The sequence below is a fragment of the Citrobacter meridianamericanus genome, from assembly GCF_041320245.1.
In the GTDB taxonomy this organism is placed as follows: Bacteria; Pseudomonadota; Gammaproteobacteria; order Enterobacterales; family Enterobacteriaceae; genus Citrobacter; species Citrobacter meridianamericanus.
Genome location: NZ_CP101036.1, coordinates 1,450,915 through 1,468,109, shown reverse-complemented (window position 1 = coordinate 1,468,109; position 17,195 = coordinate 1,450,915). Strand labels below are relative to the sequence as shown.

The 17,195-nt window shown below is 53.7% G+C and carries 15 protein-coding genes; 3 read left to right on the top strand and 12 right to left on the bottom strand.

The genetic code is table 11. The features are described from left to right. Positions 1-18: 18 nt before the first annotated feature. Positions 19-1,449, bottom strand: coding sequence for a two component system sensor histidine kinase QseE/GlrK (gene qseE / locus NMD08_RS06970; protein ID WP_151224096.1), 1,431 nt, complete (start codon positions 1,447-1,449; stop codon positions 19-21). Between the two features lie 588 nt (positions 1,450-2,037). Then, positions 2,038-5,925, bottom strand: coding sequence for a phosphoribosylformylglycinamidine synthase (gene purL, locus NMD08_RS06965; protein WP_370619845.1), 3,888 nt, complete (start codon positions 5,923-5,925; stop codon positions 2,038-2,040). Positions 5,926-6,182: 257 nt separating this feature from the next. Here purL and mltF point away from each other — a divergent pair, with 257 nt between their 5' ends. Continuing rightward, entirely contained in the window at positions 6,183-7,733 is a 1,551-nt protein-coding gene (mltF, locus tag NMD08_RS06960; protein WP_151217681.1) for a membrane-bound lytic murein transglycosylase MltF, read from the top strand. Positions 7,734-7,745: 12 nt separating this feature from the next. Here mltF and tadA read toward each other — a convergent pair whose 3' ends face one another. The 4 genes from tadA to murQ are packed head-to-tail and all read right to left on the bottom strand — an operon-like array spanning position 7,746 to position 11,206. Beyond that, positions 7,746-8,282: a tRNA adenosine(34) deaminase TadA gene (tadA, locus tag NMD08_RS06955; RefSeq protein ID WP_286538853.1), complete on the bottom strand. Its 537-nt coding sequence runs from the start codon at positions 8,280-8,282 to the stop codon at positions 7,746-7,748. Between the two features lie 17 nt (positions 8,283-8,299). Further along, positions 8,300-8,935, bottom strand: coding sequence for a phosphatidylglycerophosphatase C (gene yfhb, locus NMD08_RS06950; RefSeq protein WP_187253571.1), 636 nt, complete (start codon positions 8,933-8,935; stop codon positions 8,300-8,302). Between the two features lie 3 nt (positions 8,936-8,938). Continuing rightward, complete coding sequence (locus NMD08_RS06945) at positions 8,939-10,303, bottom strand: PTS transporter subunit EIIC (protein WP_187258588.1); 1,365 nt, start codon at positions 10,301-10,303, stop codon at positions 8,939-8,941. A gap of 9 nt (positions 10,304-10,312) precedes the next feature. Then, entirely contained in the window at positions 10,313-11,206 is an 894-nt protein-coding gene (gene murQ / locus NMD08_RS06940; protein ID WP_151217683.1) for an N-acetylmuramic acid 6-phosphate etherase, read from the bottom strand. 117 nt (positions 11,207-11,323) lie between these two features. Here murQ and NMD08_RS06935 point away from each other — a divergent pair, with 117 nt between their 5' ends. Both NMD08_RS06935 and NMD08_RS06930 read left to right on the top strand, forming a co-directional pair. Beyond that, the gene (locus NMD08_RS06935; RefSeq protein WP_151217684.1) at positions 11,324-12,172 is read left to right on the top strand and encodes a MurR/RpiR family transcriptional regulator; all 849 of its coding nucleotides are present in this window, start codon (positions 11,324-11,326) and stop codon (positions 12,170-12,172) included. A gap of 55 nt (positions 12,173-12,227) precedes the next feature. Beyond that, positions 12,228-12,488: a YfhL family 4Fe-4S dicluster ferredoxin gene (locus NMD08_RS06930; protein WP_096756130.1), complete on the top strand. Its 261-nt coding sequence runs from the start codon at positions 12,228-12,230 to the stop codon at positions 12,486-12,488. On the opposite strand, the gene acpS is transcribed toward NMD08_RS06930, so the two are convergent. The 6 genes from acpS to lepB form a co-directional block, all read right to left on the bottom strand. After that, a complete protein-coding gene (acpS, locus tag NMD08_RS06925) occupies positions 12,485-12,865 on the bottom strand; it encodes a holo-ACP synthase (protein WP_003037588.1) in 381 nt (126 codons plus the stop codon). The two genes, NMD08_RS06930 and acpS, sit on opposite strands and share 4 nt — an antisense overlap. Further along, on the bottom strand, positions 12,865-13,596 hold the full coding sequence (pdxJ, locus tag NMD08_RS06920; RefSeq protein ID WP_151217685.1) for a pyridoxine 5'-phosphate synthase: 732 nt from the start codon (positions 13,594-13,596) through the stop codon (positions 12,865-12,867). The genes acpS and pdxJ overlap by 1 nt, the downstream gene beginning before the upstream one ends. An 11-nt stretch (positions 13,597-13,607) precedes the next feature. Then, positions 13,608-14,336: a DNA repair protein RecO gene (gene recO, locus NMD08_RS06915; RefSeq protein WP_151224098.1), complete on the bottom strand. Its 729-nt coding sequence runs from the start codon at positions 14,334-14,336 to the stop codon at positions 13,608-13,610. Positions 14,337-14,363: 27 nt separating this feature from the next. Next, positions 14,364-15,269: a GTPase Era gene (era, locus tag NMD08_RS06910; RefSeq protein WP_151217686.1), complete on the bottom strand. Its 906-nt coding sequence runs from the start codon at positions 15,267-15,269 to the stop codon at positions 14,364-14,366. Further along, entirely contained in the window at positions 15,266-15,946 is a 681-nt protein-coding gene (gene rnc / locus NMD08_RS06905) for a ribonuclease III (protein ID WP_003037579.1), read from the bottom strand. The genes era and rnc overlap by 4 nt, the downstream gene beginning before the upstream one ends. 267 nt (positions 15,947-16,213) lie before the next feature. Further along, complete coding sequence (lepB, locus tag NMD08_RS06900; RefSeq protein WP_042306654.1) at positions 16,214-17,188, bottom strand: signal peptidase I; 975 nt, start codon at positions 17,186-17,188, stop codon at positions 16,214-16,216. Between the last annotated feature and the right edge of the window lie 7 nt (positions 17,189-17,195).

The window sequence follows — 17,195 nt, the reverse complement described above, 5'->3', positions numbered from 1 at the left end:
ACCAGACTTAGGTTTATTTTAGTGATTTTTCGCAGCAGCTAGCGGCAGTTCTATGCGAAAACAAACGTTTTGCGCATGGTCATCAACCAGATACAGTTTGCCCCGCATACGGCGGATGCAATCTCTGGCAATGCTCAGCCCCAACCCGCTTCCTTTTACCGCCCCTTTTCGCTGATGGCTCCCCTGGAAAAAAGGCTCGAAGATCATGGTCTGTTCTGCTTCTGGGATCGGTGTGCCGGTATTCATTACATCAATATATACCGTTGAGCCATGCAAACTGCTGCGGATCCAAATGTTACCGGATTCAGCGCCGTAGTGCACCGCATTGGAATAAAGATTGTCCAGCACGCTCATTAATAGCATCGGCTCTGCCAGGCAGGCGTTCACCGCAAGCGCAACATCAGTATGGATCATTTTGGCGCGGGCGGGCAGGCTATGCGCAGAAACCACGTTTTCCACCAGCGGGGCGATTTCTACACTTTCAAGCTCAACCTCGTCATCCGCCAGCTTGCGGTTGTAATCGAGAAGCTGCTCAATCAGTTTTTGCAGATTGCGGCTGCTGTCATCGAGAATACCGACCACCTCTTTTTGCTCCGGTGTTAACGGGCCCACTACCTGATCGGCCAGCAATTCGGTACCTTCGCGCATACTCGCCAGCGGTGTTTTCAGCTCATGAGAAAGATGGCGTAAAAACTGATGCCGCTGCGACTCAAGCCAGGAAAGACGTTCGCTCAGCCAGATAATACGCTGCCCCACGGATCGCAGCTCACGGGGCCCGGTAAATAACACGCTATCACCCAGCGAGCGCCCTTCTCCCAGACGGTTGATCATCCGTTCGATGCCCTTCACCGGACCGATAATCATGCGGGTAAACAGCAGCACCATTGCCAGGCTAACGAGAAACAGCACCAGCGCCTGCCAGCCGAAGAACTGACCTCGCTCGGCTATCTCCTGCTGTAGTTGCTGTCCACGAGAAAAGACGACAGTCCGCGTCGCTTGTACCATCTCAGTATTGGCATTGGCGAACGCTTCCAGCCGCGCGGCCGCCACGCTGTCAGGACCACTGTTACGACACTGCAACTGCGCGAGATCGTTGATGTCCTGGCGTAACGCCTGATAGAGCCGGTTATCCGGCAACACGCCTGCATGCGCATCCAGCATGTCGCTGTAGCGTTTACGTTGACTCTGGTAAACCTTAGCTAACGTTGGGTCATCAAGTACACAGTATTGGCGGTAGCTACGCTCCATCTCAAGGGCAGCATTGGTCATCGCTTCACTGCGTCTGGCGTCAATCAGCGTCGTTCGGTTCGTCAGAGCCGCCTGCGCGCTCAGGGCATTCAGGCTTTGCCACGCCTGCCAGGCCAAAACTAACAACGGCAACAGGATAAGCAAAAATGCCAACGTCACCAGTTGACGTAAAGATCGGGGAAAAACTGACCAGCGCTTCAAGGCGTTACTCTCAATGGACAGGAATAGGTTGATGCTAACTGAGGGAAACGCCAGATACAACAAAGCCGGGATTAACCCGGCTTTGTTGTGGAATAAGGCGGTGCCTAACTCGACGTTTCGCCCGAAGGTTGATATAGCTACGCTAATATCAGATGTTGGACGGCAGGCACCTTGTTGTGCGTCATTCGAAGTTTATGTAGCACGTCCCGAAGGGGCTGACATAAGAAGGTGAATGAGCCACTGATTAATATTATGCAGCATCTGTGCCAATATTCAAAACATTTTATTAACACAATGATATATATAGAAAATATCATTATTTATCTGAAAAATGATATTGTCCGTTTTTTACCCATACCGTCGCCAATCAGCAACACCTGTAGCACTTAAAAACAAATTCATTGTAAATCATATAATTAAATGTCTCTTTTTGGCGACACCCCAACCCCGCCAATGTCGGGATTTCGAGACACATTAATTCTGTGCCATAAGCGCTGAGGTATTGCCGGATGACGGCGTGAACGCCTTAATTGGTCTGCGCCATAAAAAAAGCCCCTCACGAAGAGGGGCTTAATGATTACAGGCTAATTAACCCAACTGTTTACGCGCGTTACGGAAAATGCGCATCCACGGGCTGTCCTCACCCCAGTTTTCCGGGTGCCAGGAGTTACTCACGGTACGGAACACGCGTTCCGGGTGCGGCATCATAATGGTAACGCGACCATTTTCCGTGGTAACAGCGGTAATACCGTTCGGCGAACCGTTCGGGTTAGCCGGGTAGGTCTCGGTCACCTTACCGAAATTATCAACATAGCGCAGGGCCACCAGACCTTTGCTCTCGAGCTGAGCCAGATGCGCACCGTCACGCACTTCCACACGACCTTCACCGTGAGAAACGGCAATCGGCATCATCGATCCCACCATATCGGCAAGCAGTAAAGACGGGCTTTGCGTCACTTCAACCAAACTGAAGCGGGCTTCAAAACGATCGGAGTGATTGCGTACAAAGCGCGGCCACAGGTCGCTTCCCGGGATCAGCTCACGCAGGTTAGACATCATCTGGCAACCGTTACACACCCCGAGCGCCAGCGTTTGCGGGCGATGGAAGAAGGTTTCGAACTCATCACGCACGCGGTTGTTGAACAGAATTGACTTCGCCCAACCTTCCCCTGCGCCGAGCACATCGCCGTAAGAGAAGCCGCCGCAGGCTACCAGCGCCTGGAAATTACCCAGGCCGATGCGTCCCCCCAGCAGATCGCTCATGTGTACATCAATAGCGTCAAAGCCCGCACGGTGGAAAGCTGCCGCCATTTCGACATGGGAGTTAACGCCCTGCTCGCGCAGCACGGCCACTTTCGGACGCGCGCCAGTGGCGATGTACGGAGCAGCAACGTCTTCATTGATATCAAATGACAGTTTAACGTTAAGGCCAGGGTCGGCATCGTTGGTTTTAGCGTCGTGTTCCTGATCGGCACACTCCGGGTTGTCGCGCAGACGCTGCATCTGCCAGGTGGTTTCCGCCCACCACATACGCATCGTGGTGCGGCTTTCGCTGAACACCGCATGACCGTCAGCTTCAACCACGAAGCGGTCGCCCTGCACGGCTTTCCCCAGATAGTGCACGCAATCGGCCAGGCCATGTTGAGCCAGCAACGCCTCAACCGCTTCACGATCAGCTGCGCGAACCTGAATCACCGCGCCAAGCTCTTCGTTAAACAGCGCAGCCAGACGATCGTCACCCAGAGAGTGGATATCAGCTTCAATACCGCAGTGACCGGTGAAGGCCATTTCCGCCAGCGTAACCAGCAGCCCGCCGTCTGAACGGTCGTGGTAGGCCAACAGCTTACGCTGTGCCACCAGCGCCTGAATGGCGTCGTAGAAGCCTTTCAGTTGCTCAACGTTACGCACATCAGCAGGCTTATCGCCCAGTTGACGGTAAACCTGCGCCAACGCTGTTGCACCCAGCGCGTTGTGACCAAGACCAAGGTCAATCAGCAACAGGGCATTGTCTTCAGTAGAAAGCTGCGGGGTAATCGTGTGGCGCACGTCTTCCACGCGGGCAAAGGCGGTGATCACCAGCGACAGCGGCGAGGTCATTTCACGCTGTTCGTTGCCTTCCTGCCAGCGGGTTTTCATCGACATAGAGTCTTTGCCCACCGGAATGGTCAGGCCAAGCGCCGGACATAATTCTTCCCCAACGGCTTTTACCGCTTCGTACAGTCCGGCGTCTTCGCCAGGGTGACCCGCAGCAGCCATCCAGTTAGCCGACAGTTTAATGCGTTTGATATCGCCAATCTGCGTTGCCGCAATGTTGGTCAGCGCCTCACCTACAGCCAGACGCGCAGAGGCAGAGAAGTCGAGCAATGCGACTGGCGCGCGCTCGCCAAGAGACATCGCTTCACCGTAGTAGCTATCAAGGCTTGCGGTAGTGACCGCGCAGTTGGCTACCGGGATCTGCCATGGCCCCACCATCTGGTCACGCGCGACCATACCGGTAACGGTACGGTCGCCGATGGTCACAAGGAACGTTTTTTCAGCAACAGTCGGCAGATGCAGCACACGGTTAACCGCATCTGCAATCGAGATTTCGCCACGATTCAGGGCATCGCCTTTGGCTTTCAGCGTCTGCACATCGCGGGTCATTTTCGGCGTTTTGCCCAACAGCACATCGAGCGGCATGTCGATCGGCTGATTGTCGAAGTGGCTATCGCTCAGTGTCAGATGCTGTTCTTCGGTGGCTTCACCGATCACCGCATACGGCGCGCGCTCGCGCTTACACAGTTCGTCAAACAGCGGTAGCTGGTCAGCGGCAACCGCCAGCACATAACGCTCCTGGGATTCGTTACACCAGATTTCCAGCGGGCTCATGCCCGGTTCGTCGCTGAGGATATCGCGCAGCTGGAACTTACCGCCGCGACCACCATCGCTTACCAGCTCAGGCATGGCGTTTGACAGGCCGCCAGCGCCAACGTCATGGATAAACAGGATCGGGTTGGCATCGCCCATCTGCCAGCAGCGGTCGATAACTTCCTGGCAACGACGTTCCATTTCCGGGTTGTCACGCTGTACGGAGGCAAAGTCGAGGTCCGCATCAGACTGGCCGGAAGCCATAGAAGAGGCCGCACCCCCGCCAAGACCGATGTTCATTGCCGGCCCGCCGAGGACGATCAGCTTAGCGCCAACGACGATCTCGCCTTTCTGTACATGATCGGCACGGATGTTACCGATCCCGCCTGCCAGCATGATCGGTTTATGGTAACCGCGCAGTTCTTCGCCGTTGTGACTGTTAACCTTTTCTTCATAGGTGCGGAAATACCCCGTCAGCGCCGGGCGACCAAATTCATTATTAAACGCCGCGCCGCCCAGTGGCCCTTCGGTCATGATATCGAGTGCGGTAACAATACGGTCCGGCTTACCGAAATCTTCTTCCCATGGCTGTTCAAAGCCTGGAATACGCAGGTTGGAAACGGAGAAACCCACCAGCCCTGCTTTCGGTTTTGCACCACGACCGGTTGCCCCCTCGTCGCGGATTTCGCCGCCGGAGCCGGTTGCCGCACCCGGCCACGGAGAGATAGCCGTCGGATGGTTGTGGGTTTCTACCTTCATCAGGATGTGGGCTGGCTCCTGATGGAAATCGTAGCGGCCGGTTTTGTGGTCGGCAAAGTAACGACCCACTTCAGAACCTTCCATTACCGCAGCGTTGTCTTTATAGGCAGACAGCACGTGGTCCGGCGTAGTTTCGAAGGTATTTTTGATCATCTTGAACAGCGACTTCGGCTGCTGTTTACCATCGATAATCCAGTCGGCGTTAAAAATCTTGTGGCGGCAGTGCTCGGAGTTTGCCTGCGCAAACATGTACAGTTCAATGTCGTTCGGGTTGCGTCCCAGTTTGGTGAACGCATCCTGCAGATAGTCGATTTCGTCTTCCGCCAGCGCCAGGCCCAGACGCAGGTTAGCGTCGATCAGTGCCTGGCGTCCCTCACCCAGCAGATCAACGCTTAAGACCGGTGCTGGCTGATGATGTACAAACAGCTTTTCGGCATCGTTCAGTGCTGGGAAAACCGTTTCCATCATGCGGTCGTGCAGTTCATCGGCAACCATCTGCCACTGCTCAGCGGTCAACGTAGAGGCCTCAACATACCAGGCAATGCCACGTTCCAGGCGGTTAATCTGCTGCAGGCCGCAGTTGTGGGCAATATCAGTCGCTTTAGAAGACCACGGGGAGATGGTGCCAGGGCGAGGCGTAACCAGCAGCAGTTTGCCTTCAGGGGCGTGGCTGTGAAGAGCAGGACCATATTTCAGCAGACGTGCTAGTTGTGCGTGCTCGTCCTCATTCAGCGGTGCATTCAGATCGGCAAAATGGACGTACTCGGCGTAAATATTGTGGACCTGGAGGTTGGCAGCCTGAAAACGTGCCAGCAGTTTGTTAATACGGAATGCAGACAGTGCAGGTGAACCACGCAGAATTTCCATCATAAGTCTCTCGTCTTCTAAGCTTTCGGTGTGCCCAAGTGGGGGAAACGGGCGTCATTATAAAGAATCTGGCGCGCCGACGAAACCGTTTGCGTCGAAATAAAATCACGACCATTTCTTATCATCAAATGCGGTCTGGTTTCTGAATAAGTTGCCAACTGGCGCAAGTTTAAGCAAAATGCCGCTCATTAATGACGACTTCACTTCTTAATCAGCACCACAGCAGGCAGAGAAAACGTACGGTTCAGAGAATTAACTAATTGAAAAAATTAAAGATTAATTATCTGTTCATCGGCATATTAACGCTGTTGTTGGCAGCGGCCCTTTGGCCATCTATCCCCTGGTTCGGTAAAGCCGAAAATCGTATCGCCGCCATTCAGTCGCGGGGAGAGCTGCGCGTCAGTACCCTCGACTCGCCGTTAACTTACGCAACCCTCAACGGCAAAAAATTCGGTCTGGATTATGAACTGGCCCAGGCGTTCGCCAACTACCTGGGCGTGAAGTTAAACGTCACAGTGCGCCAGAACATTAGCCAGCTTTTCGACGACCTGGATAACGGTAATGCCGATCTGTTAGCCGCAGGTCTGGTCTATAACAGCGAGCGGGTAAAAAATTACCAGCCAGGACCGACCTATTATTCAGTTTCACAACAGTTGGTGTATCGGGTTGGACAATACCGCCCGCGCACGCTCGCCACCGTGAACGAAAGCCAACTGACTATCGCCCCAGGACATGTGGTGGTTAACGATCTCCAACAGCTAAAAGAGAAAAAATTCCCCGAGCTGAGCTGGAAGGTCGATGACAAAAAAGGGACCACTGAACTGCTTGATGATGTTATCGCCGGAAAGCTGGATTACACCATTGCCGATTCCGTCGCCATCAGTTTATACCAGCGCGTTCATCCTGAGCTGGCCGTGGCGTTGGACGTTTCCGACGAACAACCGGTGACCTGGTTTAGTCGTCTGGACAATGACAACACGCTGTCTGCCGCGCTGTTGGATTTCTTTAATACCATGAATGAAGATGGTTCTCTGGCGCGGCTGGAAGAGAAGTATCTTGGGCATGGCGATGATTTTGACTATGTTGATACCCGCACCTTTTTGCGTGCCGTAGACAGCGTATTGCCGGACCTCAAGCCGCTCTTTGAGAAGTATGCGCAGGAGATAGACTGGCGACTGCTCGCCGCAATATCCTATCAGGAGTCGCACTGGGATGCGCAGGCCACATCCCCGACTGGGGTACGCGGGCTGATGATGCTGACCAAAAATACCGCCCAGAGTCTCGGGCTAACTGACCGTACCGATGCAGAACAGAGCATCAGCGGCGGCGCGCGGTATTTGCAGGATATGATGAGTAAAGTGCCGGATACCGTTCCCGAAGGGGAACGTATCTGGTTTGCGCTCGCGGCCTACAACATGGGTTATGCGCACATGCTGGATGCCCGGGCGCTGACGGTGAAAACAAAAGGCAATCCGAACAGCTGGTCCGACGTAAAACAGCGACTGCCACTACTCAGCCAAAAGCCGTATTACAGCAAGTTGACCTATGGCTATGCGCGTGGTCACGAAGCCTACGCTTATGTGGAAAATATCCGTAAATACCAGATTAGCCTGGTGGGGTATCTGCAGGAGAAAGAAAAACAGGCGCAGGAAAAAATGCAACTGGCTCAGGATTATCCGGCGGTGTCACCGGCTGAGCTGGTGGGTAAAGATAAATTTCCGCTTTCAGCGTTTCTGACTCAGACATCGTCAAACTACCTGTCGCACTCCCCTTCGCTGCTGTTTTCAGCACAAAAGAAAGAGGATAAGTAGCCTGATTGGTATTTACTGATTGGCGGATTTTTTCAACGCTTTGATCTCCTGCCGACGCATGCGGAAGAAATCACTGAGCAGCGTGGCGCATTCATCCCGTAACACGCCTTCGGTCACGTCAACCCGATGATTCATTCCTGGGTGATGCAGCACATCCATTAATGACCCGGCAGCGCCCGTTTTCGCATCGCGTGCGCCAAAAACCACCCGGCCGATACGACTATGGACCATCGCGCCTGCGCACATCACGCACGGCTCCAGAGTGACGTACAGCGTGGCATCTAACAGACGGTAGTTTTGCAGTACCAGGCCCCCCTGACGCAGCGCCATAATTTCAGCGTGAGCAGTCGGATCATGGTGGCCGATCGGACGGTTCCAGCCTTCGCCAATCACGCGGTTGTTATGCACCAATACTGCACCCACCGGAACTTCACGCTCATCCCAGGCGCGCTTAGCCAGCGTTAAAGCATGACGCATCCAGTATTCGTGGCTAAATTCAACTTCAGACAAAGGGGTTACTCCACCAATAAAAGCGGGCGCATTATACACAGACGCTATCGTTTACTCTATTCGAGTTGTTGCAGCTCTCCGCGCGGCGTGACGCGCCAGCGATGCTGGCAAAAAGAGAGCAACGGATTGTCCTGCTTACTGTCGCTGTAGCCGCTGTAAAGAGACAGCGGTGCGCCAATCTGCCGCTCCAGTTGAGTCACTTTCTCATGGCCGAGGCAGCGCAGCGTCAGCACCCACCCGCCGTATCCCCGCGCCATTTTGCTGGCAATCAAATTGACACGCGGTAGCCACGGCGTGTCGAAGTAAACCTGCTCGACCAGCGACTGCGGAGAGCCGGTGATAAGCCAGATGTCAGCATCAGAGCTTAACAGGTAGGTTGTCAGGCGCTGCTGAACGAGCGGAAACGCCGTCACATTACTGCGAAACCAGCGTACAAAGTCGGACTGATGCGCTTTCAGACGCGCCTCGCTGCGACCAAAAGTGCATCCCCACAACAGCAGGCTCATTGGCCAGCGGGCGGCACGCCCTTGAATCAGCAATGCCAGCGCAATCACCGGTAGCAGAGGCAGCACCAGCAGCGCGTTCAGCGGCTGACGACGTAGCAGATAACGTATGAAACTACCGAACATATCCTGCTGGTGTAACGTGCCATCCAAATCAAAAAAAACAACGCGGCGCGGGTGATTGGTCAAACCTTAGTCCTCTGGATCGTTGAACCCCAATAGCCAGGTAAACAGGAACCCGGCAATAACTGCTACCAGATAGCCTAACAGATAGAACATCACTTTTCCGGCAACAATCGTCAGTGCCAGCGGTAATCCTGAGATACCAAAGGTGATAACCGTCGCCACCTTCCAGTAGCTAATCAGCGCTCCGCCTACCGCGCCGCCAAGGCAGGCACCAATAAACGGTCTACCTAACGGCAGCGTGACGCCAAAAATCAGCGGCTCGCCAACGCCCAGCAGTCCAACCGGCAGCGCGCCTTTGATCACTTTTTTAAGCCGTGCGTTACGGGTTTTCATCAGCACGGCAATGGAAGCTCCAATTTGCCCGACGCCAGCCATCGCCAGGATAGGAAAGAGCGCGTTATAACCATGCGCCTGTACCAGTTCAACGTGGATCGGCACCAATCCCTGATGAAGTCCGGTGAGCACCAACGGCAGGAAAGTCCCAGCCAGTACGGCCCCCACCAGAAAACCGCCGCGATCAATAGCCCAGGATGCGCCATGAGCAATAGATTCAGAAATCCAGCCGCCAAGTGGTTGCAGCGCAACAATCGCGATGGCCCCGGTGATAATGGTGGTCAGCAGTGGGTTTAGGATCAGCTCCAGCGATTCTGGCAACAGCTCACGGAATTTGCGTTCGATCCAACACATCAACGCAACCACCAGCAGTACCGCGATCACCCCGCCGCGTCCCGGCTGCAACGCTTCGCCAAACAGCGTGATTTGTGCCAGTTGCGGACTGGAGAGGATCCCCGCCATCACCCCGCCCATCGCCAGAGAACCGCCGAATACTTTGGCGGTATTCACCCCGACCAGAATATTCATGATGGCAAACACGGCGCTGCCAAATATTCCCATCAGCCCAAGCATATTTGGATAGTGGGTCGCAAAATCCCCGACGATATCCGGTCGCTTAAGAATGTTAATAATGCCGGTGATCAAACCAGAAGCGATAAAAGCTGGAATAAGAGGGATAAAGACGTTCGCCAACTTACGCAGCGCATCGCTCATGGGCGCTTTGTACTTCGCTTTGGCCTCTGACTTCGTGCGCTCGATATCATTCGTATCTCTGCCTTCGCCGCCATCAGCAATCAGAGAGCGCATAGCATCCACCACCTTGGCCGCTTTACCGGGGCCGACAATGATCTGGTGCTGCGCGCCCTGCTTCACGTAGCCGCTGACGCCGGGCAGTTGCCTGAGACGAGGGATATCGAGCTGTCCGTCATCCTGAACTTCAACCCTGACGCGGGTCATACAGTTTTCCAGACGCAGAATATTTTTCTCTCCGCCAACGCCCAGCAGAATATCGCTGGCCAGCACCGCCGTCTTATCCATATACACCTCTTAGTGTTCTAACGCCGCGCGTAAAAAACCCTGGTGAGCGGCAAGCTTTTCGCGAGCGGCAGCGGCGTCCAGGCCGGTGAGCGCCATTAAAATAGCCGGCTTAACGTCAAAATCAGTCTGCTTTAGCAACGCTTGCGCCTGTTCACGCGCAATGCCCGTGGCTTCAACCACCATACGGCACGCACGATCGACCAGTTTGACGTTGGTTGCCTGCATATCCACCATCAGGTTCTGATAAACCTTACCGAACTTCACCATCGCTCCGGTGGAGATCATATTGAGCACCAGCTTTTGCGCGGTACCGGATTTCAGTCGCGTTGACCCCGTCAGCGCCTCCGGACCCACCACCGGGGAAATAGCGATATCCGCTTCATGTGCAATTGGTGAATCCGGATTGCAGGAAATAGCCGCCGTCGTACAACCTACCGTACGCGCATATTTCAGTCCGCCAATCACATACGGCGTACGACCTGAAGCCGCCAGCCCAACGACCATATCCTGTGCGGTGAGATTGATCGCGCGCAGATCATCTTCACCTAGCTGTGGGTTATCTTCCGCACCCTCAACCGCCTTCAGCAGCGCGCCCGGCCCCCCGGCAATCAACCCAACCACCAGACCGTGCGGAACGCCGAAAGTCGGTGGGCATTCAGATGCATCCAGCACCCCAAGACGCCCGCTGGTACCCGCCCCCATGTAAATAATGCGGCCACCTGCTTTTAGCGCGTTAGCTGCCGCATCGACCGCGCACGCAACTTGAGGCAGAGTTGCTTTTACTGCTTCGGCTACCAGCGTATCCTGTTGATTAAAACGATGAACCAACTCCAGCGTGGAGAGCGCATCCAGGTCCATGGTCTGTGGATTGCGGGTTTCTGAAACTAATGCACCGAGATTCATTTTTTGGTCCTTAGGAATTTTTAATTCATAATAATCTGCCATAATGGAATATTATATTCATCAAGGCGAATGAAATTTTGTTTTGTAATCGCCATCACGTTTTCGCCAGGAGACAGCATGAACTGTTTAATTCGCATTCGTCAGCGTTACCCGGACCTCGCGCAGAGCGATAAAAAACTTGCGGATTATCTCCTTGCCCAGCCGGATAGTGCGCGGCATCTCAGTTCGCAGCAGTTGGCCGCGGAGGCGGGCGTCAGCCAGTCCAGCGTGGTGAAGTTCGCGCAAAAGATGGGTTTTAAAGGATTTCCTGCACTCAAACTAGCGATTAGCGAAGCGCTGGCCAGCAACCCTAACCCCCACTCCATTCCGGTGCATAATCAGATTCGCGGTGACGACCCTATGCGTCTGGTGGGAGAAAAGTTGATTCAGGAGAACGTGGCGGCGATGCATGCGACGCTGGACGTCAACAGCGAAGAGAAACTGATGGAGAGCGTCATGATGCTGCGCTCAGCCCGGCGCATTATCGTGACCGGGATTGGCGCATCGGGTCTGGTGGCACAGAATTTTGCCTGGAAGCTGCTGAAGATTGGTTTTAACGCGGTGGTTGAACGCGATATGCACGCCCTGTTGGCGGCAGTGCAGGCGCTTTCGCCCAACGATCTGCTGCTGGCCATATCGTATACCGGCGAACGCCGTGAGCTCAACCTGGCTGCGGACGAAACATTGCGCACCGGAGCCAAAATTCTCGCCGTCACCGGATTTACACCGAACGCCCTGCAGCAACGGGCAACTCATTGTCTGTATACGATTGCTGAGGAGCAGGCTACGCGCAGCGCAGCGATTTCCTCTACGCATGCGCAAATGATGCTGACTGATTTATTGTTTATGGCACTGGTACAGCAGGATCTTGAGCACGCTCCGGAACGCATTCGCCACAGCGAAGCACTGGTAAAAAAACTGGTCTGAGCAAAGAATGCGCGTATAATGCCCGCCCGATTTGTGATGTTTTGAGAGTTTCCTGATGGCCCTGTTAATCACTAAAAAGTGTATCAATTGCGATATGTGCGAGCCCGAATGCCCGAATGAGGCAATTTCGATGGGTGACAGCATTTACGAGATTAACAGTGACAAATGTACGGAATGCGTAGGCCATTACGACACGCCAACCTGCCAGAAGGTGTGCCCGATCCCCAATACTATTTTGAAAGATCCGGCACATATCGAAACGGAAGAGCAGCTGTGGGATAAGTTTGTCCTGATGCATCACGCAGACAAACTTTAACTCTCGATAATCACCGTAGCGCAGGCGTAGTGACGCTCATCAGCCAGCGTCACATGCATATGTGCGACACCGAGTTTTTCCGCCAGTTTTAACGCCTCTCCCCATAACCGCAAACGCGGCTTACCGAGTTCATCGTTAAAGACTTCAAACTGATTAAATGCCAGACCGTTGCGGATACCCGTCCCAAAGGCTTTTGCTGCCGCCTCTTTGACCGCAAAACGCTTCGCCAAAAAACGCACCGGCTGCTGATGCGTCTCCCAGATAGCCCATTCGTTGTCACTGAGCACACGTCTTGCCAGACGGTCGCCGGAACGGGAGATCACCGCCTCAATGCGGGCAATCTCCACGATATCCGTGCCTAATCCCAGAATCGCCATTAGCCACGCGCTTCCAGCATCAGACGTTTCATTTCGACAACTGCATCTTTCAGACCGCTCATCACCGCGCGTCCGATAATGGCATGTCCAATGTTCAGCTCGTGCATTTCCGGGATTCGCGCGATGGCTTTAACGTTATGGTATGTCAGGCCGTGACCTGCATTTACCTTCAGGCCAAGGCTGGCGGCAAAGGTTGCCGCTTTGGCGATACGCGCCAGTTCGCTGGCCTGTTCAGCGTCGGTTTTCGCATCGGCGTAACAGCCTGTGTGAATTTCGATATACGGCGCGCCGACTTCAGCAGCAGCCTTAATCTGCTCTTCATCGGCATCGATAAACAGCGAAACCAGAATGCCTGCGTCCGCCAGGCGTTTGCAGGCATCACGCATCTTATCTCGCTGGCCGGCGACGTCCAGACCACCTTCAGTAGTCACTTCCTGACGTTTTTCCGGCACCAGGCAGCAAAAATGCGGCTTAGTCTCAACGGCAATCTCCAGCATCTCTTCGGTGACCGCCATTTCCAGATTCATGCGCGTATCCAGCGTCTGGCGCAAAATACGTACGTCACGGTCGGTGATATGACGACGGTCTTCACGCAGGTGTACGGTAATACCATCCGCGCCCGCCTGTTCAACGATAAATGCCGCCTGAACCGGATCCGGATATGCGGTACCGCGTGCATTACGTAATGTGGCAATGTGGTCAATATTGACGCCTAACAGTAATTCAGCCATGACAATCCTCGTTAATCATTATTTGTTTTTACTGCTCGTTTTGGCATAAATTGCCGGAACAGTTCCCGGCTTTTTAACGGCTTACCACCAAGATACGGCTTTAACGCCATGCGGGTAAAGCGTTTCGCGGCGCGTAACGTATCGACATCGGGAAATTCACGCGACTCAAGCGCTTTGAGATGGCGTCCCGTAAAAGTGTTGTGATCAATAACAACGCTGGCAATAAACCCTTTTTCTTCCCGGTAACGATAGGTCATGGTGTCGTCTACCGGCTCGCCGCTGCCCGCACAGTGGGTAAAATCGACGCCGTATCCCAAATGTCCAAGTAAGGCCAGCTCAAAACGACGCAGCGCGGGTTCTGGCGAACCTGTGGCGCCAGCCAGCGCCTGAATACAGTTCAGATAATCGAAAAAGAGTTCAGAAAAGCGGGTCTCGTACTCAAGGACGCGGGAGATAAGTTCGTTGATATACAAGCCGCTGTACAGCGTGATACCGCTAAGAGGGAGTGCCAGAGAAACGGCTTCAGCACTACGTAGGGTTTTGACCTCTCCACGTCCACCAAAGCGAAGCAACAACGGGGTAAAAGGCTGGAGTGCGCCTTTAAGATTGGAGCGTTTGGAACGTGCGCCTTTAGCCACCAGGCGCACGCGACCCGACTCTTCCGTGAAGACGTCCAGCACGAGACTGGTTTCGCTCCAGGGGCGACTATGTAAGACAAAGGCTCGTTGCCATCCTTCCATATACTCGCCGTGTTTCAGAAGATGGGTTTAGACGTCGTCGCCGTAACCGAGGCTACGCAACGCGCGTTCGTCATCGGCCCAGCCAGATTTCACTTTCACCCACAGTTCGAGGTGAACGGGCGCTTCGAACATCTCCTGCATGTCTTTACGCGCTTCGATGCCGATGGTTTTAATTTTGGCTCCTTTGTTGCCAATAACCATCTTCTTCTGTCCTTCACGTTCAACGAGGATCAGACCGTTAATATCGTAGCCACCGCGCTCGTTAGAGATAAAACGCTCAATCTCCACGGTGACAGAATACGGCAGTTCAGCCCCCAGAAAACGCATCAGCTTTTCGCGGATGATTTCAGAAGCCATAAAACGCTGAGAACGGTCAGTGATGTAATCTTCCGGGAAGTGATGAATAGCTTCCGGCAGATGCTTACGTACGATGTCCGCAACGGTATCCACATTCAAACCCGTCTCGGCAGAGATCGGGACGATATCGAGGAAATTCATCTGGCTTGCCAGGAACTGTAGGTGCGGCAGCAGATCGGCTTTTTCCTGAACATTGTCTACTTTGTTCACAGCCAGAATAACCGGGGCTTTACCGTCGCGCAGCTTGTTAAGCACCATTTCGTCGTCCGGCGTCCAGCGGGTGCCTTCCACAACGAAAATAACCAGTTCAACATCACCAATCGAGCTGCTCGCCGCTTTGTTCATCAGGCGGTTGATCGCCCGTTTTTCTTCCATATGCAGGCCCGGGGTATCAACATAAATCGCCTGATACGCGCCTTCAGTATGGATGCCAACAATACGGTGACGTGTTGTCTGAGCCTTACGTGAGGTAATGGAAATCTTCTGCCCAAGCAGGTTATTTAACAGGGTGGATTTGCCGACGTTCGGACGACCGACGATGGCAATAAATCCGCAGTAAGTTGTATCGATGCTCATTCCAGCTCCAGTTTTTTCAACGCCTGTTCGGCGGCAGCCTGCTCAGCCTTACGACGGCTAGAACCTGTGCCAACCACCGGTTCACTCAGGCCGCTGACCTGGCAGTGGATAGTAAATTCTTGATCGTGTGCTTCACCACGAACCTGCACCACCAGATAAGACGGCAGCGGCAGGTGGCGGCCCTGCAAATATTCCTGCAGGCGCGTTTTCGGATCTTTTTGTTTATCGCCTGGGCTAATTTCATCCAGACGAGTCTGATACCAGTTCAGGATCAGTTGCTCAACGGTTTGAATGTCGCTGTCGAGGAAGACGCCGCCAATTAAAGCTTCAACGGTATCAGCCAGGATCGATTCACGGCGGAAGCCGCCGCTTTTCAGCTCACCAGGCCCCAAACGTAAACATTCACCGAGGTCAAACTCACGGGCTAATTCAGCAAGCGTATTGCCGCGAACCAGCGTTGCGCGCATGCGGCTCATATCACCTTCGTCCACTCGCGGGAAACGGTGATAAAGCGCATTAGCGATAACAAAGCTCAAAATAGAGTCGCCTAAAAATTCTAAACGCTCGTTATGTTTGCTGCTGGCGCTACGGTGAGTCAATGCCTGCTGCAACAGCTCCTGATGATTAAAAGTGTAGCCCAGCTTCCGTTGAAGCCGATTAATTACGATGGGGTTCATGCGATACCAATAAATGAATGCGTCAACAATTCAGCACACGAAACAGACCTGATATACGCACTTCGCTTAGCCATTTGGCTTTAGCTAAATGCATTTATACAAACCAACGCTGTTTCGTGTGCCGTGGCAACCTGTCGGTGCCAACCTAAAACTTCGGGGGAATATTCTATACACAACGACAAGGGATGTCGTTAGTCTGCGGGAATTTATCCGAGAAATAATTCACGCTGCCGCCATAATGACGACAACGTGAACGATTATCAGCGATTAGTGAATACCACCAATACGGCTTAAACGTACACCGGTCGGCCATTCGCCTTCTTGCTTGTCGAAACTCATCCAGATAGCGGTCGCTTTACCCACCAGGTTCGCTTCCGGCACAAATCCCCAGTAACGGCTGTCCGCGCTGTTGTCACGGTTATCACCCATCATGAAGTAGTGTCCCGGAGGGACGATCCAGGTTGCCAGTTGCTGGCCAGGCTGGCGGTAATACATTCCCACCTGATCTTGCGCGATTGGCACGGTCAGAATGCGGTGCGTTACCTCACCCAGCGTTTCTTTACGCTCGGAGAGGCGAATACCGTTTTCTTTCGTTTCATTCAGAGGAACTTCAAAGAAGCCGCTGGTCGCTTCCCCACCGTTACGACGGGCAAAGGTCTGCACGAAATCACTTGGCTGAACATCCGAATACGTTACCGGCAGCGCGTTTTCACACGCCTGACCAGAACTGCATCCTGGCTGAATCGTGACCTCTTTCGCCACCGGATCGTAGGTCACTTTGTCTCCCGGTAAACCGACAGCGCGTTTGATGTAGTCCAGACGCGGATCTTCCGGGTATTTAAACACCACGATATCACCGCGTTTCGGATGGCCAGTTTCGATCAACGTTTTCTGGTAAATAGGATCTTTAATCCCATAGGCGAATTTCTCCACCAGGATAAAGTCCCCGATAAGCAGCGTCGGCATCATCGAACCTGACGGGATCTGGAACGGCTCATAAATAAATGAACGTACCACCAGCACAATCGCCAGTACCGGGAAAACGGATGCTCCAGTTTCCAGCCAGCCCGGTTTAGGGGCTACTTTTTTTAGCGTTGCTTTATCCAGTGAATCACCTGCAGCAGCTTGCGCTGCTGCCTGACGCTCCCGGCGCTTTGGTGCGAAGATGAATTTATCTACGCACCACAAAATGCCCGTCACCAGTGTGGCAATCACCAGAATCAGGGCAAACATGTTCGCCATGCCAACT